At 51.3% G+C, this 22,482-nt stretch carries 20 protein-coding genes and 1 pseudogene; 10 read left to right on the top strand and 11 right to left on the bottom strand.

All coding sequences use genetic code 11. The features are described from left to right. Nucleotide 1: 1 nt before the first annotated feature. From QJT81_14815 to brxC, 3 genes are read left to right on the top strand one after another with little or no spacing between them, the layout of a single operon-like run. Complete coding sequence (locus QJT81_14815) at nucleotides 2-601, top strand: DUF1819 family protein (GenBank protein ID WGZ93084.1); 600 nt, start codon at nucleotides 2-4, stop codon at nucleotides 599-601. Then, the gene (locus QJT81_14810; GenBank protein ID WGZ93083.1) at nucleotides 598-1,224 is read left to right on the top strand and encodes a DUF1788 domain-containing protein; all 627 of its coding nucleotides are present in this window, start codon (nucleotides 598-600) and stop codon (nucleotides 1,222-1,224) included. The genes QJT81_14815 and QJT81_14810 overlap by 4 nt, the downstream gene beginning before the upstream one ends. Nucleotides 1,225-1,236: 12 nt before the next feature. Further along, on the top strand, nucleotides 1,237-4,758 hold the full coding sequence (gene brxC / locus QJT81_14805) for a BREX system P-loop protein BrxC (GenBank protein WGZ93082.1): 3,522 nt from the start codon (nucleotides 1,237-1,239) through the stop codon (nucleotides 4,756-4,758). Nucleotides 4,759-4,861: 103 nt separating this feature from the next. Here the strand turns inward: brxC and QJT81_14800 are convergent, their stop codons facing one another. Both QJT81_14800 and QJT81_14795 read right to left on the bottom strand, forming a co-directional pair. Beyond that, the gene (locus tag QJT81_14800; GenBank protein ID WGZ93081.1) at nucleotides 4,862-5,080 is read right to left on the bottom strand and encodes a hypothetical protein; all 219 of its coding nucleotides are present in this window, start codon (nucleotides 5,078-5,080) and stop codon (nucleotides 4,862-4,864) included. 140 nt (nucleotides 5,081-5,220) lie between these two features. Then, nucleotides 5,221-5,571 (bottom strand): endonuclease domain-containing protein, encoded by a 351-nt coding sequence (locus QJT81_14795; protein WGZ93080.1) that lies wholly within the window; start codon nucleotides 5,569-5,571, stop codon nucleotides 5,221-5,223. Between the two features lie 168 nt (nucleotides 5,572-5,739). Between QJT81_14795 and pglX the strand changes: the two genes are divergently transcribed. Next, nucleotides 5,740-7,866 carry a BREX-1 system adenine-specific DNA-methyltransferase PglX gene (gene pglX / locus QJT81_14790; GenBank protein ID WGZ93079.1) on the top strand — a complete coding sequence of 709 codons (2,127 nt, stop codon included), beginning with the start codon at nucleotides 5,740-5,742 and terminating at the stop codon, nucleotides 7,864-7,866. Between the two features lie 157 nt (nucleotides 7,867-8,023). Here the strand turns inward: pglX and QJT81_14785 are convergent, their stop codons facing one another. From QJT81_14785 to QJT81_14775, 3 genes are all read right to left on the bottom strand, one after another. Beyond that, entirely contained in the window at nucleotides 8,024-9,079 is a 1,056-nt protein-coding gene (locus tag QJT81_14785; protein WGZ93078.1) for a transposase, read from the bottom strand. A gap of 164 nt (nucleotides 9,080-9,243) precedes the next feature. Further along, entirely contained in the window at nucleotides 9,244-9,930 is a 687-nt protein-coding gene (locus tag QJT81_14780; protein ID WGZ96497.1) for a transposase family protein, read from the bottom strand. Between the two features lie 206 nt (nucleotides 9,931-10,136). After that, on the bottom strand, nucleotides 10,137-11,471 hold the full coding sequence (locus tag QJT81_14775) for an IS4 family transposase (GenBank protein ID WGZ93077.1): 1,335 nt from the start codon (nucleotides 11,469-11,471) through the stop codon (nucleotides 10,137-10,139). Between the two features lie 70 nt (nucleotides 11,472-11,541). On the opposite strand from QJT81_14775, the pseudogene QJT81_14770 reads away from it, so the two are divergent. After that, a pseudogene (locus QJT81_14770) lies at nucleotides 11,542-12,513 on the top strand (transposase). 160 nt (nucleotides 12,514-12,673) lie between these two features. Continuing rightward, nucleotides 12,674-13,237: a CPBP family intramembrane metalloprotease gene (locus tag QJT81_14765; protein WGZ93076.1), complete on the top strand. Its 564-nt coding sequence runs from the start codon at nucleotides 12,674-12,676 to the stop codon at nucleotides 13,235-13,237. 33 nt (nucleotides 13,238-13,270) lie between these two features. Here the strand turns inward: QJT81_14765 and QJT81_14760 are convergent, their stop codons facing one another. Continuing rightward, a complete protein-coding gene (locus QJT81_14760; protein WGZ93075.1) occupies nucleotides 13,271-14,845 on the bottom strand; it encodes a peptide ABC transporter substrate-binding protein in 1,575 nt (524 codons plus the stop codon). A gap of 42 nt (nucleotides 14,846-14,887) precedes the next feature. Next, entirely contained in the window at nucleotides 14,888-15,628 is a 741-nt protein-coding gene (locus QJT81_14755; protein WGZ93074.1) for a fused MFS/spermidine synthase, read from the bottom strand. 43 nt (nucleotides 15,629-15,671) lie between these two features. On the opposite strand from QJT81_14755, the gene nagZ reads away from it, so the two are divergent. After that, on the top strand, nucleotides 15,672-16,754 hold the full coding sequence (gene nagZ, locus QJT81_14750; GenBank protein ID WGZ93073.1) for a beta-N-acetylhexosaminidase: 1,083 nt from the start codon (nucleotides 15,672-15,674) through the stop codon (nucleotides 16,752-16,754). 3 nt (nucleotides 16,755-16,757) lie between these two features. Here the strand turns inward: nagZ and QJT81_14745 are convergent, their stop codons facing one another. After that, the gene (locus QJT81_14745) at nucleotides 16,758-17,345 is read right to left on the bottom strand and encodes an arginine N-succinyltransferase (protein WGZ93072.1); all 588 of its coding nucleotides are present in this window, start codon (nucleotides 17,343-17,345) and stop codon (nucleotides 16,758-16,760) included. Nucleotides 17,346-17,520: 175 nt separating this feature from the next. On the opposite strand from QJT81_14745, the gene thiL reads away from it, so the two are divergent. From thiL to QJT81_14730, 3 genes are all read left to right on the top strand, one after another. Then, a complete protein-coding gene (gene thiL / locus QJT81_14740; protein ID WGZ93071.1) occupies nucleotides 17,521-18,468 on the top strand; it encodes a thiamine-phosphate kinase in 948 nt (315 codons plus the stop codon). A gap of 95 nt (nucleotides 18,469-18,563) precedes the next feature. Further along, nucleotides 18,564-19,112, top strand: a complete 549-nt coding sequence (locus QJT81_14735; protein WGZ93070.1) for an SPOR domain-containing protein — start codon at nucleotides 18,564-18,566, stop codon at nucleotides 19,110-19,112. 145 nt (nucleotides 19,113-19,257) lie between these two features. Further along, nucleotides 19,258-19,938: a DUF4124 domain-containing protein gene (locus QJT81_14730; protein WGZ93069.1), complete on the top strand. Its 681-nt coding sequence runs from the start codon at nucleotides 19,258-19,260 to the stop codon at nucleotides 19,936-19,938. Here QJT81_14730 and argB read toward each other — a convergent pair. Genes argB through QJT81_14715 form a run of 3 tightly spaced genes read right to left on the bottom strand, consistent with a single transcriptional unit; the run spans nucleotide 19,859 to nucleotide 22,479 of the window. Then, the gene (argB, locus tag QJT81_14725; GenBank protein WGZ93068.1) at nucleotides 19,859-20,746 is read right to left on the bottom strand and encodes an acetylglutamate kinase; all 888 of its coding nucleotides are present in this window, start codon (nucleotides 20,744-20,746) and stop codon (nucleotides 19,859-19,861) included. The genes QJT81_14730 and argB overlap by 80 nt on opposite strands. Then, nucleotides 20,724-21,044, bottom strand: coding sequence for a DUF3144 domain-containing protein (locus QJT81_14720; protein ID WGZ93067.1), 321 nt, complete (start codon nucleotides 21,042-21,044; stop codon nucleotides 20,724-20,726). Before QJT81_14720 ends, argB begins: the two co-directional genes overlap by 23 nt. Before the next feature lie 34 nt (nucleotides 21,045-21,078). Next, nucleotides 21,079-22,479 carry a phosphomannomutase/phosphoglucomutase gene (locus QJT81_14715; GenBank protein WGZ93066.1) on the bottom strand — a complete coding sequence of 467 codons (1,401 nt, stop codon included), beginning with the start codon at nucleotides 22,477-22,479 and terminating at the stop codon, nucleotides 21,079-21,081. Between the last annotated feature and the right edge of the window lie 3 nt (nucleotides 22,480-22,482).

Genomic DNA, 22,482 nt, shown 5'->3' with positions numbered 1-22,482 from the left:
CTTGAAATCCTACCCCTACCATTTTTCCTTCACTTCTGCTGCTGCCGCTGTTGAGGCATCGGTAGCATTAGCGGCTATGTTTACTCGCCTAGAAAATTGGGGTTTGGTACGTGAGCAAGTGTTGCGGGAAAATATTTTTCAGGCACGTACCGTCAGCTATGCAGAGCGGCTGTTCCGGGAAATCGCCAGCCGTTTGCAGACACTTAACGATGCAGAGGTTCACTTGCTGGCGACGGGGAATATAGCTGAACAACGGCAACTGGTATGGTTGGCTATTTGTCAGCGTTACGCACCCATCCATGACTTTGCCCTGGAAGTGCTGGTTGAAAACCACCACCAGTCACGTCTCCATCTTGCCGAAGAAGCGTTTGAGGCATTTTACCATCGCAAGGCGGAATGCCATGTTGAGCTGGAAAATTTGGCATCCGTGACCCTCAAGAAAGCCCGACGGGTTGTATTCAGAATGTTGAAGGAGTGTGGCTTGCTGAATGCTGATAACCTGATTCTTCCCCAGTCCTTAAGTCGTTCACTCATACTGGCGATGGGGCGGGACGTTGACGTAAAAAGCAGGATTTTTCCGGGGGTTGGGAACCACGCATGATTGAGCGAAAACTTCAGGGCTGTATATCCCGCCACAACCGGGATGCTGCTTACGCCCACCTGACGGATGTGCTTGCCAGCGAAGCATTTTTGACGAATCAAGGCTTGAACAACGACATTCCGTTCCATATCTGCCCGTTTCAGCCGGAACTACGCAATGACGTGGTACAACTGATCCGCCAACTGGTCAATTACCTGCACGCTGCCGGTAAGCGGGTGCTGGAAATCAACCTGTACGATTTGGTGGTGGAGATTTTACAGGCGGAAGGGGATTGGGAGTGGTTGCAGGAAAGCGAGTTTGAACTGAGCCGGGCAAACCTTAAGGAAGATTTACAGGCTATTCTGGATGTTGAAACCGTGATAACCCCTGCTATTGCCAAACAGATGGCGGCGGCAAACTTCGATGTGTTGTTCATTACCGGCGTGGGCGAAGTATTCCCGTATATCCGTTCGCACAATATCCTGAATAATTTGCAGCGCTACGCCAAAGAAAAACCTACCCTGATGTTTTTCCCCGGCATTTATCAGCACTCGCTGGAAAAAGGCGCGTCACTGAATTTGTTTGGGCGTATCACCGACGACAAATATTACCGCGCTTTCAATATTCTCGACCGCGCTATCTGACAAGGATTTTTCATGCAACTGCAACAACTGTTTGAACGGGATGTAGCCCGCCCGATAGAGGGTGTCATCAAGGCGGACGATGATGCCAGCCTGCTGCTGGAACTGGATGAATACGTCATTACCGATGAAGTCGGCAAACAACTGGATGCGTTTCTGGATGCTTACCTGAATTATGCTGGAGCCAACGGGGTGTGGATTTCCGGGTTTTTCGGTTCGGGTAAATCCCATCTGTTAAAAATGCTGGCGTTGTTGCTGGAAAACCGGGCGGTTGATGGCTGGAGTGCGCTGGACATCTTTCTGGATAAACCCAGATGCCGCGCTGACGGTATCTTTTCCGGCAATTTGAAGCGGGCAGTCACCATCCCTTCCGAAAGTATCCTGTTCAATATCGAGCAGAAAGCCGATGTCATCAGCAAAACCGAACTGAATGCGCTGATCGCTGTTTTTGTGAAAGTGTTTGATGAACATTGCGGTTATTTCGGTAAACAGCCTTACCTTGCCCAGTTTGAGCGTGAGCTGGATATGGATAAGCTGTTTGAACCCTTCAAGGCGGCTTTTCAGGATAAGGCCGGGGAGAGCTGGGAATGGGGGCGGGTGCGTGCCAAGCGGGTGTCACGGCAGATAGATGCGGCTTACCAACAGGTCACAGGGCAGGCGACGACCAACATACTCGACAAGTATCGCAGCGACTACCGCCTTTCCATCGAGGATTTTGCGGAACAGGTAAAACAGTATATTGACAGCAAGGGCGCAAACTTTCGGCTGAATTTCTTCGTCGATGAAGTCGGGCAATACGTCGCCGACAACACCAAGCTGATGACCAACCTGCAAACCGTGGCAGAAAGCCTTGCGACCAAATGCAACGGTCAGGCATGGGTGATCGTGACGGCGCAGGAAGACATGCAAAATGTGATTGGTGATACCAGCAAGCAGCAGGGCAATGACTTCAGCAAAATTCAGGCGCGTTTCAAAAACCGCATGAAACTGACCAGTCAGAATGTGGCGGAAGTCATCCAGCGGCGTCTGTTGCAAAAAAAGGCTGGGGCTGCGCCATCCTTGGAAGCCTTGTATCAGCAACACGCCAATAACTTCAAAACCCTGTTTGATTTTGCTGATGGCACACAAAGCCGCCCCAACTTCCGCGATCAGGAACATTTTGTCGATAGCTACCCGTTTGTGCCCTACCAGTTTGCCCTGTTTCAGGATGCGATCCAGAACCTTTCCCTGCACAGTGCGTTTGAAGGCAAACACAGTTCTGTGGGTGAGCGTTCCATGTTGGGGGTGTTCCAGCAGGTTGCCATTTCGATCAAGGCGCATGAACTGGGGGAACTGGCGACCTTTGACCTGATGTTTGAAGGTATCCGTACTGCCCTAAAAACCGCCATCCAGCAATCCATTCTCAAAGCCGAGCGGCATCTGGATAACCCGTTTGCCATCCGTTTGTTGAAAGCCCTGTTTCTGGTCAAATACGTCAAGGACTTCAAGCCGACGGTGCGCAACCTGTGCGTGTTGATGCATGACCATTTTGAGCGCGATGTGCCCAGCCTCAAAACACAGGTGGAAGAAGCCCTCAACCTGCTGGAAAAGGAAACCTATATCCAGCGTAATGGCGAGTTATACGCCTACCTTACCGATGAAGAGCAGGACATAGAGCAGGAAATCAAAAACACCACGATTGACCAGGCGGTGGTGGCTGCCGAACTGGAAAAGCTGGTGTATGACGGCGTATTGAAGCAGCGCAAAATCCGTTCCGATGAAGACCTGCGCGATTATGCCTTTACCCGGCGGCTGGATGACAACGCGGCTGGGCGTGAATATGAACTCGCCATCAATGTCATTACCTCGTTTCACGAATACGCTGGCGCAGAAGAAAAACACCGGGTTGACAGTATCTACAAGGACGAGCTGGTGATCCTGTTGCCTGCCAGCGAGCGGCTGGTGCGTGATTTGCTGATGTACAAGCAAACCGAAAAATACGTCGCCCACGAAACCCGCGCCACCCAGCAGGACAGCATCAAGCGCATTCTGGATGAGAAAAACCGCCAGAACGGGGAGCGTCTCAACCAGCTTAAGGTGCTGGTGAACAAGCTGATGGGCAGCGCCAAGTTTTTCGTGGCAGGGCATGAAATCGAGTTAAGCGGCGAAGACGGTCAGAACAAAACCATCCGCGCTTTTCAGGCGTTGGTCAAACGCACTTACCCCAATCTCAGGATGTTGCGTGGGGTGCAGTACAGCGAGAACAACCTTGCCGATATTCTCCGCCAAGGTAGCGGGCAGGGTTTGTTGGGTGATGAGGCCGCGTTGCCGGAAGCCCAGCAGGAAGTACTGTCGTTTATTCAGGGCAACCATCGGGGCGGAGTGCGCACCACTGCCAAGTCCCTGCTGGACAGATTCGAACGCAAGCCCTACGGCTGGTCGTTTGCAGCGGTGCTGTGTACGCTGGCCTACTTGTGCGCCCGTGGCAAGGTGGAAGTACGCGAATCGACCAATCTGCTGGATGAGGCGGAACTGGCGCGGGCGTTACGCAATACCGCTACCCATGACAAACTGATCCTCGACCCGCAGGTGGAATTCAGCCAGTCGCAATTACGCGCCGTGAAGGAATTCTACAACGACTTTTTTGAGCGCATGACCTCGGCGGCAGAAGCCAAGGCACTGGCGCAGGACGTGCAACGTGCTTTCGGGGAATTGCTGGAAACGTTACGGGAATTGCAGGCACAGAGCAACCGTTTCCCGTTCCTGCGGATGCTGGAATCAGTGGTCAAGGAACTCAAGGCGCTGCAAGACAAGCCCTATACCTGGTTCATTGGTGAGCTGGTGAATCAGGAAGCGATCTGGTTTGAGCGCAAGGAAAAGCTCATCGACCCGCTGACGGGTTTCATGAAGGGGGCGCACAAAGCGAGTTATCTGGAAGCACGGCAATTTCTGGATGAGCAAAAAGCCAACCTGAGCTATGCCGGAAGTAACTTGCCGGAACTGCTGGATTCCGCCCTGCTTGACCCTGAAGTTTACAAGAGCAATAAAATTCAGGGTATCAAGGCGCAACTGGCTGAGTTGCAGCAACAATTGGCTCAGGCGCGGCAGCACGAGGAACAACAGGCGTTGGCGGGTATTGAAGCCTTGCAGCAAAAACTGCTTGGGTTTGAACAATTCAATGCGCTGGATAGCGGGCGGCGGCAGGAGCTGTTACAGCCTTTCGAGACAGTCCGCCAGCACATTGGGCAGCAAGTGTTGATTGCCGTAATCCGTGATATTCAACGCCGCTTTGAGGATGAAACTTATGCGGGGCTGATCCAGAAGCTGATGTTGTGGTCGCGCCCCAAACTGGAACCGACAGGTAAATCAGGTGTTACGCCTGCCAAACCCGTGGTTAATGAACCTGAACCGGCCATCGAATCCGTCGCTGTCCGCAGCATCCGTGTGCCTTACCCGCAGCCTTGGTTGTCGACAGAGGCTGAGGTCGACGATTATCTTGAACATTATCGGCGGGAATTGCTGAAGCTGGTTCGGGCGGGGAAGCGTGTTCAGTTGTAACTGAATCTGCACCACTCCGAACGTTCCCCCCCCATCCCCCGCCCTTCCCCCGCAAGGGGTGAAGGGGGCAAGAGGGGTTTCACCTATCGGTATAATGCACTTCTTAACTTCTTAGCCCCTTCACCCCTTGCGGGGGAAGGGGTTGGGGATGGGGGGAACGTTCGGAGTGATATTGTTTGTAGCGGGCAGACAAATCTTCTGGGCCGCTAAAACCACCGATAAAGCCACTATCCCGCCAGATTTGTTTCTGGCGTTTGGCTAATTGCAGTTCATCATCTGTCTGCTTATCCACTTCGATGTTGATGTGTGTAGTAGCGTTCATTCGGTATTTCCTGTTGCAAGATGGCTATCATATAAAATTAGCCTAACCAGTTGTAATTGAATTTACCTTCCCACTCCGAACGTTCCCCCCATCCCCCGCCCTTCCCCCGCAAGGGGTGAAGGGGGCAAGAGGGGTTTCACCTATCGGTGTAAGGCGTGCCGAATTTGTTGTAAAACGGCTTGCTGATCATTCAGGATTTCGTGATTCCAAAAGCGTAATACTTGGAAATTTTGTTGCTGCATCCAGTTGTCGCGTTCACGGTCATAATCTTGTTGGTCGTTATGATGATTGCCATCGAGTTCAATCACTAACCGGGCTTCCAGGCAAACAAAATCAGCGATGTAACGCCCCAATGGTGTTTGACGGCGAAAACGGTAGCCGTCGAGTTGGCGTTTCCTCAAAGCTTCCCACAATTGTTGTTCGGGTGTTGTCATGTTCTTGCGCAGGTTGCGGGCAAGATCACGATGAATCTTGTTATTTTGTTTTTCCATCCAACCAGTGTCAGTAACCTCACCCGGCTAAGCAATATTCACCGACAGACTGCCCCCTCTTGCTCCCTTCACCCCTTGCGGGGGAAGGGTTGGGGATGGGGGGGGGAATGTTCGGAGTGCTATTTCCTGTTATCCTTCCCCTCTAGTTCTTTAGTAGAAAAAGCTCGCATGGAAACCACCAAACTCAAAAAATTTGCCCAATCCGCCCGCCGCACCCTGCTCACCCAAGTCGGCAGCAAGCTGAAGCTGGTGCTGGCTCATGACAGTGCGGCGCGGCGTGAAAACCCGCTGGCGGTCGCCGAACTGGAGCAGCAGCTTGCCGCCAGCAGCGACAAGCAGGTGGTGGAACAGGTTGCTTACCTGTGGTTTAACCGCTTGTGTGCGCTGCGGTTTATGGATGCCAACGCTTACAACCGCATCCGCGTGGTGTCGCCTGCCGATGGGCAGTTTCAGCCGGAAATTCTGGCGGAAGCCAAGGCGGGGCATATTGATGAGGGGTTATTGCACGGCAAGTTGCGTGAACAGGTGCTGGCATTATTGAGTGGGGCAGCACCCAGCCGTGACCCGCAGGGCGAGGCGTACCGTTTGCTGGTGGTGGCGGTGTGCAATGATTATCACCGGCTGATGCCGTATTTGTTTGCCAGGATTGATGATTACAGCGAATTGCTGATGCCGGATGATTTGCTGTCGGAAAATTCGATTCTGGCGTATACCCGCGAGGCGATGACCCCGGAGGCTTGCGAGAGTGTGGAGGTGATCGGCTGGTTGTATCAGTTTTACATCTCGGAAAAGAAAGATGAGGTGTTTGAGGGGCTGAAAAACAATAAGAAGATTACGGCGGAAAATATTCCGGCGGCGACGCAGTTATTTACCCCGCACTGGATTGTGCGTTATCTGGTGGAGAATTCGCTGGGACGTTTGTGGTTATTGAATCGCCCGCAGTCGGGAATTCGGGCGCAGATGGCTTATTATATTGAGCCGGAAACGCCGGAGCGCGATTTTCTGAAAATCCGCACGCCGGAGGAGTTGAAGATTTGCGATCCGGCGTGTGGGTCGGGGCATATATTGACGTATGCGTATGATTTGTTGTTTGCGATTTATGTGGATGCGGGGTATGACGCGGCGGAGATTCCCGAAAAGATTCTGACGCATAATCTGTATGGGATTGAGATTGATGAGCGGGCGGCGGAATTGGCGGCGTTTGCGTTGGCGATGAAGGCGTTAAAGGGTGATCCGTTGGGGGCGGGGAATAATCGGCGGCGGTTTTTCCGCAAGCCGTTGAAGCCGAATATTTGCCGCTTGGAAAAGGTGGTGGTGAGTGCGCAGGCGGTGGATGATTATGTGGGGTTTGTGGGGCGTGATTTGTTTACGGCGGATTTGCGCCAGACTTTGAAGCAGTTTGAGGAGGCGGATAATGTCGGGTCGTTGATTCGCCCGGCGTTGCGGAATGCGGCGGATGCACTGGCGACGCTGGAGGCCAAAGACGTGGCGGGGCAATTGTTTTTGACGGGTACGCACGCCAGCGTCCTCAAGGTATTGCGGCAAGCGGCGTACCTCAGCCCCCAATACCACGTCGTCATCGCCAACCCACCCTACATGGGCAGCAAAGGCATGAACCCCCGCCTCGCCACTTGGCTAAAAGACCACTATCCCGACTCCAAATCCGACCTGTTCGCCGCCTTCATCGAACGCGGTTTGGAACTGATTCCAAAGTATGGTTACAGTGCAATGGTAACTATGCAAAGCTGGATGTTCCTATCATCCTATGAAAAGCTGCGTGCTAAATTGATGAGAACAACATCTATGGAATCAATGGCTCACATGGCGAACATGGTTATGGGTATTGCTTTCGGTACAGCAGCAACCGTTTGGAAGTTAAGTGGAAGTGTAAAAAGTAGTGGAGCTTTTTGCTATATCGAATACGAAGATATTTGCAATGATAAACCGATTGCTTTTCCCCCTAATAATGATCGTAATAATAAAGTAAAAGGCAATGTTTTTCGCGCATCTGCTGCCGACTTTCAGAAAATTCCTAGTAGCCCGATTGCTTATTGGGTTACAAAGAAAATGAGAGAAGTATTTAACAGTCAATTAGTGTCAGATTTTTCTGATGTTGGCAAGGGTCTTGATACTGGAAACAATGATTATTTTCTAAGATTCTGGCATGAAAATAAGTTTAAAACTGATAGATGGTTTCCTTGTCAAAAAGGAGGGGATTTTCGTAAGTGGTATGGAAATAATAGACGAGCGACTTGCAAAATCCGACAAACTGAGTTGCTCAATTTTCAGCATTGACCGAACGCCGCATATTCAGCCGATTTTTTACTCAATTTGACCAACGAAACCTGAGCTTTTTCAGTTTTACCGTAACTTTTGCTAAATTTCACCCATACCGATGCGACTGCTCCTGTTTTTCAGTCAGTCTTCCCGTGTTTTTTCAAACCCAGTCGCTTTATAACAAGACACGCATCAGTTGATCAGCACTCAACACCAAAATCCCAAACATCAAGTGGCTGTAAACTTTTTGCGCACCTTGCACCCACACATTCCGACCACCAAATTCATCCTTCAGGCGGGCATTGGTTCGTTCTACGGTGCTGCGAATTTTGTAACGCTCGGCATCAGCAGGTTCAAACGCTTCTTTCTGTCCGCCGCGAGGATTGTGATCAATCAGAGGGACATGCCCCAGATGACGGCTGTATTCGTGCAAATCAGCACTGCAATAGGCCGCATCCATCAGGTCGTAGAGACTGGTGACACGTTGGGCACTGATTTGAGAGAGTGGGATGGCTGCCCCGCTGTCGTGAAAGGAGGCGGAAGACAGAATGGCTGCTATCGGGACACCACAATCGGCGGTATCGATATGCAGTTTGTAGCCGTTCCAACTGTGCTTGTAGCCTTGGGCATTCTTCTTCGTCCCCCGGTTACACTGAACCGGTATCTCATCGAGTGCTTGCTGAAGTGACTGTTCCCGTTGGCGCTGAATCCGTGTTTGCCCTTGTTTTTTCTTTGGCTTTTCCTCGGCAACAGGCCGTTCACGTGCCTCAATGGCTGTTGAATCCCGACACAGGTGGCCGATCAGCGCATCGCCCAAATACGTTTTCACCAACGTTTCATGCACACGTTCCGCTAAACGCTGTTCAGCAAATTCAGCGAAGGCACGTGAAAAGGTGGATTCGGAAGGCAGTTTCTTGGTCAGGGGAAACCCGCAGATGCGTCGCAGGGAGCGATCGTTTTGCAGCCGGTCAATGAGTGCTCGCGTATTGACAATATTGAGCACGCTTTTGGCGACAAAAGCATTGGCAAACCAAGATCGCTCCGTCGCTGGCCGTCCAGACCCATCACGAAAAGAGCGCACAAAATCTTCAATGCGCGTCAGCTCCAGTACGTGAATGAGCTTTTCAAGCTTGGGGGTCAATGTGCCAAAGGCATCATTGAAGCAAGGCAGTATTTCAATTTGCAGCAAACTCCAGCGTTGTGCAATCAGGGCGCGTTCGGTAGAATTCATAGCGTGGGCTTAATGGTTGTTTTGATGCTTCTATTATCGCCGAAAACGGCAGCCCACACTTCTTTTTTCCTTCAGATGAAGGAAGGTTCACGCTGAAAATGTAATTTTGCAAGTGGCTCAGACATTATCTATAAATAATAATTATCGAAAAGTTTTTAAAACTTTCAATAGATTGGATTTCGCATGGAGTTTCTCAGGTTGTGTAGTCCGCAAGCAATTTCCATAATCTGGTCATCAAAGTCATCTTTTAAATTACGGTACACATCTTTCAGGCATCGGCAGCGTTTAATACCACTGATGATATGTTCAACGACTACCCTGCGGGCAGAAATTTGACGGTTTTCTTCTTTTTCTTGTGGGGTCAGGCATTTATTCCGTGGCTTCTTTTTTGGCTCAATGACGGTGACACCTTTTCCCATGTCAGCCCCCTTGAAGCCTAAATCACGTAAAATCACAGAACCCTCCGGTAATTGGGTCTGCTCCTCATCGGCAATTTTCTTGTCATGCTTCTTGCCTGAGTGAGTATCCCCTAAGTATTTGATATGTCTGTCAGCACAGCCAACGATGACATTGTTTTTAACCGTATGGGCTTTTTTTTTACCACTATAGTATTCGCGCTGGACATCATTATCCACGGGGCGCTGGATTCTCCGCTCTGTTCCGTCAATAATCAATTCCTGTTGCCCTTCTTCTGCTAGCCGTTCCATTAATTCTGAGGATAGTCGAATGGGCTTATGTCCCATGTTATCCAATGCACTTTGTAATACGGGACACAAGCGGTGTATCCAGTGGTTTGCCACACTTTGGGGAAGATCAAATGAATACGCCAGCACTTCTTGTAAAGGAGCCACTTGCAAAATTACATTTTCAGCGTGAACCTTCCTTCATCTGAAGGAAAAAAGAAGTGTGGGCTGCCGTTTTCGGCGATAATAGAAGCATCAAAACAACCATTAAGCCCACGCTATGAATTCTACCGAACGCGCCCTGATTGCACAACGCTGGAGTTTGCTGCAAATTGAAATACTGCCTTGCTTCAATGCATCTCCTTATACACAAATCAGTCCTCCCCCAACTCACTAGCCATCTGAATGCCATAAATGCAGTCAAGCACCCTTGAGTAGCCAAGCCAGATACTTTTAGACCCCGGTTCGCCGTCGGATTTTCTGCCCAGAAAGCCGCCCAGTTCTGCCAGATTGCGGATCACTTGATTGAGGGTAGGTATGCCATCGGGTAGTGCTTTTTTGCCGAGCCGGAAGGATACTTTCCATTCCAAGGGGTCAAACACCAGATCAGCCGGAAGTTCTGGGCAGGTACGCCCCAACCGCATCAGAAACATAATCCGCCAAGCCACCATGATGTAGAGCGCGAGGGCTTTTTCGATGCGCTCTTTGGTGTCCAGTTGCAGTTTTTCGACGCGACAACCGACTTTGAGGACATCAAAAAACATCTCGATCTCCCAACGTGCCCGATACCAGTCGATGAGTTCACAGGCAGCATCGGCGGTCTCCACACAGCGGTTGGTGACTAAACGCCAAATGAAGGGCGATTTTCCGGCGGGTGGGTTGATTTCTTTGGCTTGCACCAAGGTCAATAGCATCGGATGCTTACTCTTGGGACGCAAGGTATAACGTAACACCTTGATTTCTTGTACCACTTTGCGGGGCTTTTCACCCTGCTTGCGCGGTTTGGTAAAGGTGATACGAGTCAACGCTTTTTGTTGATCAATGGCATCCCACAGTTTGAGGTCATCCCCCAAAGCCCGGTTATGTTGCGCCCGTATCAGCAGGTCAGCCGGGTAATCCAAGGCTTGCGCCCGTTTGAGTAAGTCATAAAAGTCGCTTTCACGGTCGCCAGTATAAATGAGGCGGTGTTCAGGGCAGCGTGCCGCCAGTTCGGCTACCCGTTCATACCCTTCAATCCAGCGGCGGCTTTCTTTGATGCTGGGGTTGGCTTGGTCGGCAGCTTTGCTCAATCCCCGTGACCACATCCACGTATCGGTGATGCCCAACGGCAAACGTTCTGGGGTAATACACAAGGTCGGATGCAGGTACATCCCGCGTTGCTTGTCGTAGGATAACCGCCCTAAACCCTCGGTTTCTTGTCCATTGAAGTCCAGTTCGGTCGTATCTTGAATACACAGGATAATCCGCGAATCTTGTTGACGAATTCGGCACTCTGTCGCTTCAAAGTGGGATGCCATCAAAGCATCATGGCTCACCGCTTCATTCCAGAAGAAACGGTACGTCGCCAAGGTGCTTGACCAACTTTGGCAAGCCTTAGGGATGCTGGACTGGGGGGCTTTCAGCATGGCTTTGAGGATATGGGCGGCTCGTGTTTCGAGACGCTTGTCTCCCAAATCAAGATCGGTGAGTTCGGTAGATGACCAGTTCATGGGTGAAAATTGCTTATCTTACATCAGCTTGGGGACTTGTGTATAAGGAGATGGCTTCAATGATGCCTTTGGCACATTGACCCCCAAGCTTGAAAAGCTCATTCACGTACTGGAGCTGACGCGCATTGAAGATTTTGTGCGCTCTTTTCGTGATGGGTCTGGACGGCCAGCGACGGAGCGATCTTGGTTTGCCAATGCTTTTGTCGCCAAAAGCGTGCTCAATATTGTCAATACGCGAGCACTCATTGACCGGCTGCAAAACGATCGCTCCCTGCGACGCATCTGCGGGTTTCCCCTGACCAAGAAACTGCCTTCCGAATCCACCTTTTCACGTGCCTTCGCTGAATTTGCTGAACAGCGTTTAGCGGAACGTGTGCATGAAACGTTGGTGAAAACGTATTTGGGCGATGCGCTGATCGGCCACCTGTGTCGGGATTCAACAGCCATTGAGGCACGTGAACGGCCTGTTGCCGAGGAAAAGCCAAAGAAAAAACAAGGGCAAACACGGATTCAGCGCCAACGGGAACAGTCACTTCAGCAAGCACTCGATGAGATACCGGTTCAGTGTAACCGGGGGACGAAGAAGAATGCCCAAGGCTACAAGCACAGTTGGAACGGCTACAAACTGCATATCGATACCGCCGATTGTGGTGTCCCGATAGCAGCCATTCTGTCTTCCGCCTCCTTTCACGACAGCGGGGCAGCCATCCCACTCTCTCAAATCAGTGCCCAACGTGTCACCAGTCTCTACGACCTGATGGATGCGGCCTATTGCAGTGCTGATTTGCACGAATACAGCCGTCATCTGGGGCATGTCCCTCTGATTGATCACAATCCTCGCGGCGGACAGAAAGAAGCGTTTGAACCTGCTGATGCCGAGCGTTACAAAATTCGCAGCACCGTAGAACGAACCAATGCCCGCCTGAAGGATGAATTTGGTGGTCGGAATGTGTGGGTGCAAGGTGCGCAAAAAGTTTACAGCCACTTGATGTTTGGGATTTTGGTGTTGAGTGCTGATCAACTGATGCGTGTCTTGTTATAAAGCGACTGGGTTTGAAAAAACACGGGAAGACTGACTGAAAAACAGGAGCAGTCGCATCGGTATGGGTGAAATTTAGCAAAAGTTACGGTAAAACTGAAAAAGCTCAGGTTTCGTTGGTCAAATTGAGTAAAAAATCGGCTGAATATGCGGCGTTCGGTCAATGCTGAAAATTGAGCAACTCAGTTTGTCGGATTTTGCAAGTCGCTCATTATGGCATCCCCATACTTATCAAGTGACATTTGACCCAAGGCAATTCTTGATATTTTTACCCATCGCATTATTTGTGACCCCGCTTCAGGCGGCAGCGGAAGAGTTTTTATTTCGCGGGTACTTTATGCAGGGTTTGGGTTTGTTGAGCCGCAGAGCGATTATTCCTGTCCTTGGGTCTTCCTTGCTATTCATGGCAGCGCACTTGGCAAACCCAGAAATGGGTGAGGATAAATATTTAATTCCTCTGTTGTATTTGTTAATGGGATTGTTCCTAGCCATTATTACCGTGAAGAGCAACTCACTGGAGTTAGCGATTGGTGTTCATGCCGCTAATAATCTGTTTACCGTATTGATTATGAATTATGCTAATTCAGCGTTGCCGTCACCTGCATTATTCACCGCCAGTCAGGTTGACCCATTGATCAGCTTAATCAGTTTTGTGGTGGTAGCCGCTCTATTTTATTGGATTATGTTTAGGCGCTGGAATGTTAACCATGCACAGCCATGGCTATAAGAGCACAGACTGTGCATGGTCGGTTGCCAAGGGTTATTTCAGCCCCAGATATTGGGTTGGATGCACATCCATCACATTGTCTTCCCATCCGGTGATTTTCGGGCTGACCAAGTGTTGAGTGGTGTTGTAGTAAATCGGGATGATCGGCGTATCCGCCAGTAGGATCCGTTCGGCTTGTTCCATCGCTTCTTGGCGCTTTTTGGCGTCGGTTTGGGTTTCGGCTTCTGCCATTAAACGGTCGAATTCGGGGTTCTTGTAGCCAGAGGTGTTCATTTCACCCACATCTGACTTGAACAGGCTGAGGAACGTGTGTGCATCGTTGTAATCGCCAATCCAACTGGAGCGTACTACTTGGAACTGCTTTTGCTTGCGTGAGTTGAGGTAGACTTTCCACTCTTCATTACGTAGGTTGGTTTTTACACCTAAGGTTTGTTTCCACATCGCAGCGACCGCAATCGCGAGTTTTTTATTGTTGTCGCTGGTGTTGTAGAGGATTTCGAGTTCCAGCAGTTTGTCAGCGCCATAGCCGCTTTCGGCATACAGCTCTTGGGCAAGTTTGGTGCGAGCGGCTTTATCCAGCGCTTTTTCTTCCATGTTTTGCTGGGTGTAATTATTGACGGGCGGAACCCAACCCCACGCGGGTATTTCACCGGCTTGGGTAATTTTTTCGGTGAGAATGTCGCGATCTAACGCCAGAGAGAGGGCGCGACGCAACTTGGGGTTTTCCTTGAAGGCGGGATTTTCCAGATTGAGCGCGTAGTAGTACGTGCCAATGTACGGCGTACTGTGGAATTCTGCGGCGAAATCTTGCGCGACGGTTTTAATCTGATCAGAAGGTACATCGTAAGTAATGTCGATTTCCCCGGCACGGTAGCGTTTGAGTTCGCTGTTCTGATCTTCGGTGGGGATGTAGTACACGCTGTCGATTTTCACCTCAGCGGCGCGGCGGTAATGCGGGTTTTTCACCAATTTGACGTGGGCTTGCGGTGTCCATTCGCTCAGGCAATATGCGCCGTTGCAGCGGATATTGTCAGGCTTGAGCCAGTCTTTACCCGCTTTTTCAACCGCTTGTTTCGGGATGGGGAATGCCATTGGGTGCATTAACATGCCAAGAAAATAGGAGGTGGGTGCTTTGAGGTTGATTTCTAGGGTTTGCGGGTCTAGGGCTTTCACGCCAATGCTGGCAGGGTCTTTTTGCTCACCTTTGTTGAAGGCTTCCGCGCCTGCAATCGGCCAGAGGATGAAGGCATAGTCCGAAGCGGTTTCCGGGGCAAGCGCCCGCTGGTAGGCGTACACAAAATCGTCAGCCGTCAACGCTGTGCCATCTGACCATTGGCTGTCTTTGCGCAAATGGAAGGTGTAGCGCTTACCGTCGGCGCTGATGTCCCATTTTTCTGCCACACCGGGTTGCAGCTTGCCAAACGCATCTTCTGTGACCAGCCCTTCAAACATATCGCGCTGAATATTCGCCTCAGACACGCCGGAGGATTGGTGAATATCCAGCGTTTCCGGTTCAGTGCCATTGCCGCGCTTCAACACGGTTTCGGCGAAGGCAAACGGGGCGTAGGTTAAACAGAGAACGAGGAACAAGCGTGGCAGTTTGCGCATGGTTTTTTCCGATTAAGTGGGTAGAAAGCATGATAACACAGGCTATTCGCCTAATGCCCGCGAGCGCATCAAAGCACGCATGAGCGGAAACCCTAGGGACGCACTGAGGTGTTCGGCGGTGTCTTTCAAAGCGCGGGTCGTTTGAAAGTCAGGCACTTTGCCCGCGAGGATCACCCAGTTTTTGCTGCCCGTCAGCACGGTGCGAATGTCGGTAAAGTGTGCGCGTAAAGCATCGCGTAACAGCGGGTCTTCGCGGTGTTCTGTCCAGCAATTCAGCACCAGCCAGCCGTCTTCCTTGAGATTAGCAGCACAGCGGGCGACGAAATCGGCACGTAATTGCACTTGATCGACACCATCGCCGTGGTAGAGGTCGGCGAATACTACGTCAACCTTGCGTAATTCTGCATTACTCAGAAAATCGTCGGCATCTTGCTGGATAATTTGCAGGCGTTTGCTGCGCGGCATTTGGAAAAAACGGTGGGCGATGTCGATGACGGTGGCGCGTAACTCCACGGCGGTGATGTGAATGCCGGGAATGTGGCGATGCAAAGCGGTGACTAAGCTGCCGCCTCCTAAGCCCAGAATCAGCACGCGCTTCGGTTGACAAAACAGCAGTACCAGCAACATCGCTTGGGTGTATTCGTATTGCAAGACGTGCGGGGCGGCTTTTAAACAGCGGCTTTGCTCATCATTGGGGGCAAAGGCTAGAATGCGGCATTCGCCATCATCGAGTACCGTGATTGAGCCGAATTCATCGTCGCTGTGGTGTAAGGTTTGTATCATGGCGTAAACGTATCACAACTGTGTGAGCAAAAGGAGTAAGCAAATGTCATTGGGGCCAGTCATGCTGGATGTAGCCGGTACGGAGTTGAGTGCCGAAGACCGTGAATTATTGCAACATCCCGCCGTTGGGGGCGTGATTTTGTTTGCGCGTAATTACCAAAATCCGGCGCAATTGGCGGCGTTGACAGCGGCGATTCGGGCAGTGCGCGAACCGCATTTGCTGGTGGCGGTCGATCAGGAAGGCGGGCGTGTGCAACGGTTTCGGGATGGTTTCCACCGTTTGCCGCCAGCGGGGTATTACGCGGCGTTGTATCAACACTCACCAGACGTTGCCAAGCACGCGGTGCAACGCATGGGCTGGTTGATGGCATCCGAGTTGCAAGCGGTGGGCGTGGATTTCAGCTTTGCGCCCGTGTTGGATATTGATCGTGGGTTAAGTCGGGTGATTGGTGATCGTGCCTTTGGGCAAGACACGCAAACAGTGATGACATTGACCTGCGCGTGGATGCAGGGCGCACGTTTGGCGGGCATGGTGTCGGTCGGCAAGCATTTCCCCGGTCATGGCGGTGTGAGCGCGGATTCGCACGAAGCCTTGCCGTGTGACGAGCGTGGCTGGGAAACGTTGTGGGCGGAAGACATTGCGCCGTTCGAGCATTTGATTGCTCAAGGACTGGAGGCGGTGATGCCGTCACACGTGGTGTATCCGTGCGTGGACGCTGCGCCAGCCGGGTTTTCAACGCGGTGGTTGCGAGACATTTTGCGCGGGCAAATGGGTTTTCAGGGCGCAATCTTCAGCGATGCCTTGGATATGGCAGCAGCGGCAGCCGCAGGCGATTTTGTGGGGCGGGCAAAAGCAGCGTTGGCAGCGGGTTGCGATCAGTTGTTGATGTGTAATAACCGTGCAGCCGCCATTGCGGTGGTGGAAGCCTTGGCGGATTATCGCGACACGGCGGCACAAGCGCGGTTGGCACGCTTATACAGCCGTCATTTCACGCCGCTTGAGCAGGTAAAACAACAGCCGACTTGGGCGGAAGCGGAGGCGGTATTGGCGCAGTTCGCGGCGGATAGCGCATCTGGCATGACCTTGGCGTATGACCCGACCACACGCGGTGGTACGGTGCTGTAGGCGTTATTCCTTGAGCTTGATGAGCAAATGCCCCTCTGCAACATGGATGTTGTCGACACCGGCGGCGAAGGACTGCCAGAAACCTGCATCGCCGCCAAATTCGTTGACCAAATCCACGTTTTTCAGGTTGCCCAGCCAAGCATTGGGCACGGGTACGCCCCAGACGCTTACGCCTTTGAGCTTGATAATCGGGTTATTGTTGGCGTAAGCCAATTCCATGCCCGCATTCACTTTGAGCGTTTTGCCGCCAATAAACGGGAAGTCGGGGTCAAGTGGCAGCAAGATTTTGGCGCTGGCAAGGTTGTCAGCAAGGTCGATGACCGCTTTTTCTGCCATGTCAGTGTTTTTGGCAAGCAAAGCATTCAGCTCTTTTTCCGTGAGCGAAATTTCACGGCTTGCACCAACTTCGGTATACGGTTCGGGTGTGAGATCGTCCGCAGGTGTGGGTAAACCGATTCGTTGGAGCTTTTGTTCCAATACCGTCGTTTCATGCTCATCAAGGGTGACAGGTTGAAACGGTTTGGGAAATAAAAAGTATTGAATAACCCACAGCGTGACGCTTACAGAGATAAATACTGTTAATAAAATCACGCCAACGACGTGTAAGCATCCAATTTTTGTTTCTGAGCTTGTATCCATTTATGCTCCAGCAAGAAAACGTACAGCCCGCGTTGGCTGTTCCATTGTTAGCATTTAGCATAAAACATCTGGCTGAGGTTGTGAAAATCTGCCAGAGTTTATTATTTTGCGATTAACGGGCGGTAGTATGTCGGAATTTAATCTAATCCGCGAATATTTTTTCTGGCAACCTAAGCCTGACAATGTGTGCGTTAGTGTGGGTGATGATGCGGCTGTTTTACAGGTTCCGGCAGCGAAACAGTTGGTGGTGTCGGTTGATACCTCAAATGCGGGAGTACATTTTCCGCTGGAAACTGCGCCACATGCTATCGGCTATAAAGCCTTGGCGGTGAATTTGAGTGATCTTGCGGCGATGGGGGCGGAACCGGTCTGGTTTACCTTGGCTTTATCGATGCCTATGGCTGATGAGGGCTGGGTCAGGGAGTTCACGCGGGGAATGCGGGAGTTGGCGGAACAGCATGGGATCTTTTTGATTGGAGGTGACACGACGCGGGGTGCTTTGAGTATCACCATTCAGGTCATGGGTTTCGTAGAGTCGGGTAAAGCATTATTGCGTAGCGGAGCGCAACACGGTGATCTTATTTGCGTGTCTGGTACTTTAGGGGATGCAGCGGCAGGCTTGGCCGTCTTGCAACAACGTTTGATATTACCGACGGAGGCAGCAGCGTTTTGCATTCAACGTTTGAATTACCCTTCGCCACGTTTGGCATTCGCGAATAGCTTGTTAGGAAGAGCCAATGCTTGCATGGATATTTCCGACGGCTTATTGGCTGATTTGGGGCATTTGTTACGTGCATCGGGGGTGGGGGCGCGGTTGCAACATACTTTGATCCCCTTTTCTGCGGCATTACAACACATTGCATTAGCACAAAGACTGGACTTTGCACTCAGGGGAGGCGATGATTACGAATTATTGTTTACCATGCCCAAGCAAAATTTATGCGAGGTGCAGCAAGCAGCAGGTAGGCAACAGGTTCAGGTCACGGTTATCGGGGAAGTGGATGCGAATCAGGACGGTTTGGTCATTGATTACACCTTTGCTGATAACCGACAGGGCTACGAACATTTTTCTTAAGAATGACAGCTTGTTTGGGAACCTTCGTAAACATAGCATTGTCTATCAAAACAACAATCCATTAGCACTTGGGGCTTAGACTTATGAACAATCAAATGAAAATGAGCGCGGTTGCGCTGGCTTTGGCAGCATTAATGGCTGGTTGCGCACCTGTACCTGGAACAGCTCCGCAAGCAGGGGCAACGACTGGCGGTGATTACGGTGCTAATAGTTATGGCACGACAACTACGGCTTCCACTGATTACGGTTATAACACTGGCACAACGCCTAATAATAGCTCTTATTATGACTACGGTGCAGGCAGTTCAACCGGTAGTTCTGCTTATGGCAGCACAACGACTGGTTCTACCAGCGGCAGCTATTACGATTATTCTGCACCGAGCAGTAGTACCAGCGGTAGTTATTCAGGCTCTTATAGCAACACTGCTGGTGGTTCTTATGCAGTTCAGGTCGTTGCTAGCCCTAATAGCGGCACGGCAGAAGCGATGCGTAGTCAGATGCAATCCATGGGCTTCAATGCGGTGGTTGATCAAGTCGGTGGCTACTATAAAGTGCGCGTCCCATTCAGTAGCGAAAGTGAAGCTAAAGCCAACTTGGGGCGTATCCGCTCTAGCGTGCCGGATGCCTTCTACACCGTTCGCTAACATTTAAGTGCTGCAATGCCCCTTGCTTTGGGGCATTGTGCATTTCGTAACGCTAATTCCCCCGCTCTTCTGCCTGTACAGCGATTTATGAGTGAGTAAGTGATAAAAATCTGGGTATATAAATCATTTGATATTTTTATAGATTATGAGCCCATTTATCACATTATCGCGTATCGTTGTAGCTGCCATGTTGCTCTGCGCTAATGGAGTGCAAGCTGGCTTATACCGCTGGGTAGATGCTGCTGGTGCAGTGCATTATTCAGATGTTGTACCCCCCACTATCGAAAAGCAAGGGCATAGTCAGCTCAATAAGCAAGGCATGACGATTGAAACCTTCCCCGCAGCACCGAGTGAGGAAGACATTGCCGCACTTAAACGCCGTGAGACCTTAGCAAAACTACGCGATGCTATGGAAAATAAACAACAAGAACAAGACAATCACCTGCTGGCTAATTATGCCGATACCAGTGAGCTTGAAGCTGTTTTTCATAGTAAGTTAGCGGTGCTGGCTAAAAATACCGAGTCTATCAATGAGCGCCGCGCCTCTTTGGAGGCTAAATTAGCTTCTGTGAAAGCACAGGTGAGTAAAATAGACGACTTCACCAAGCGTGAAAAACTCCAAGGTTATGTCGACGATGCTGAAAAAACGCTGGCAGTTTACGATCAGGCCTTGCAGGAAAACCAAACCGAGCAAGACCGTCTGCGCCAGCGTTATGAAAAAGACCGGGAACGCTTGAGCAAGTTGCTTAAGGAGTCACCATCGTTCCCACGCCCTGATCCGTCAACAGCTCCAGCAACACTGCGTGCGGCACTCGACCATCAATAATACTGGCACTTTTCGCGCCCGCTGAAATGGCATCGGTAGCGCAAGCCAATTTCGGTAACATACCGCCCTGAATCGTGCCGTCGGCGATCAAGTCTTGAATGCCAGCCTGACTCAGGGTTTCGATTAAAGTGCCTTGTTTATCGAGTACACCGGGAGTATTGGTTAGGAGTAGCAAACGTTCAGCATTTAAGACTTCCGCCATTTTGCCCGCCACAATGTCGGCATTGATATTGTAACTCGTGCCGTCGCGCCCTACGCCAATGGGGGCAATTACGGGGATGAAGCGATCCTCTTCCAGCATCCGCACCACACTGGCATCAATCTCAATGACTTCGCCAACATGACCAAGGTCAATGATTTCAGAGGGTTGGTTTTCGGCAGCTTTGCGTTCCAGTACCAGCTTGCGGGCAATGATCATATTGCCGTCTTTACCGGTCAAACCAATCGCGCGTCCGCCTGCTTGGTTGATCATATTGACGATTTGCTTATTAACCAAACCACCTAGCACCATTTGCACCACGTCCATGGTTTCAGCATCAGTGACACGCATTCCATCCACGAAATGGCTTTCCTTGCCGATTTGTTTGAGCAGGTTGCCGATTTGCGGGCCGCCACCGTGAATGACGACGGGATTAATGCCGACTTGTTTCAGCAGCACGATGTCACGGGCAAAACTTTGTTGCAATGCGGGGTCAGTCATGGCATTGCCGCCGTATTTGACCACAATGGTTTTGCCAGAATATTTTTGGATGTAAGGCAACGCCTCCATCAGAATAGCAGCGGTATTATTCGGGCTGTTCGTCGTCATGTTTGATATAGACCTTGTAGTTGTCTTTGAAATCACGCAGGTTGTCGCCGAGCATGTGGCGGAATTGTTTGCTGAGGTAATCCATCGTGTCGTCAGCGTCTTCGATGAATTCTTTGCGGTCAAGCGAAGAGGCAGCAACCACGAAAGTGTTGAAGCGTGCCGCTGCATACAGCATGGCAGCGCCAACTTTGCCTAAATCGCTGGTATCGACCGAAGTATTCGCCAACTCAATAAATTTCTCTGCCAAGTCCCAGAATTCCGGGTCATTGTCTTGCGAACTGCTTTGTTTCTTGCTCATGTGGTGAGAATCCTTGAGGGTAAGGGGAGCAAGATTAAAACGGCAATGCCTCCGGGGTCAATTGCAGGCGTTGAATATCGGCGCGGAACAGGGCGCGGATGGCTTCTAAGCGTTGCGGCGTATCGGCTTCAAAGCGCAAAGTAATGGTGGGGCTGGTATTGGAGGCACGCGCCAAACCCCAGCCGTCGGCGTATTCGGCACGCATTCCATCGAGTGTGAGCAGGCGTTGCGCTTGCAGTTGCTGATCTTGTATCCAACATTGCATGGCTGCTGTCGCTGCTTCATAGGAGGCAAAATACACCTTGTGTTCTGGGGTGCTGAAACCTTCGGGGATGCGGGCGAACACTTGCGCCGGAGTAGCGGTTTCCTGCGATAACACTTCCAGCAAACGCGCGGCAATGTACATGCCATCGTCGTATTCCATGCCGCGATCGCGTAGCACAATATGTCCACTGAATTCCCCACCTAATACCGCGTTGTGTTCACGGATGTATTTTTTCAGCAGGGAATGCCCGCTAATGCACATGCCGGGAATGCCGCCTGCATCACGGATAGCCTGATCGAGCCGATAGGTGCATTTCACGTCATAGGCAACGGTGCGCCCCGGCTGTTGTGGCAATACCGCTTGCGCCAGCAGGATGAGGATACGATCCGGCCAGAGAATATGCCCATTACCATCGACGGCAATCAAGCGGTCGCCATCGCCATCAAAGGCAATGCCAATATCCAGCCCTTGTGCGCGTATCAAGGTTTGCAGCGCTTGCAGATTCGCAGGTTGGGTCGGGTCGGGGGAATGATTGGGAAAATTGCCATCGACTTCACAAAATAGCGGGTGAACCTCGCAACCCAAATCCCGAAAAAAACGTTCTGCTAACAATGCGGTAGCGCCATTGCCGCAATCCAGCCCAATCCGCAAGCGGCGTTGCAGGTGGACTTGCTGGCATACCGTGTGTTGGTACGCGCTCAGAATACTGGCGGTTCGCACACTTCCCGCTGTGGGTTGATGCCAGAGTTCCCCGCGAATAATGCGTTCGTACAGGCGTTGAATGCGCTCGTTGTACAGGCATTCACCGTTGATCACGATTTTAATGCCGTTTTGGTCGGGAGGGTTGTGGCTGCCGGTAATCATCACCCCGTGCGGCGCAAGCCCCGACTGCACGGCGAAATACAATACTGGCGTTGGCACTAAACCCACATCGGTGACACGACAACCCGCCGCCATTAAGCCTTCAATCGCTGCTTGCGCTAATGCTGGGCTGGAAAGTCGCCCATCGCGCCCAACCACCACCGCTTGCTCACCCCGCTCACGCAATTCTGAGCCGATGGCTTGCCCGATCAAGCGCACACTGTGTTCGGTGAGGTTATCAGCATACACACCACGCACGTCATAAGCACGGAATAAGGAATGTGAAATGAGCGGTTGTGGAAGACTCATGGT

The organism is Candidatus Thiothrix putei (assembly GCA_029972225.1).
GTDB classification, from domain to species: Bacteria; Pseudomonadota; Gammaproteobacteria; order Thiotrichales; family Thiotrichaceae; genus Thiothrix; species Thiothrix putei.
Note: the sequence above shows the minus strand (reverse complement) of the source record. Positions and strands in the feature narration are given on the sequence as shown.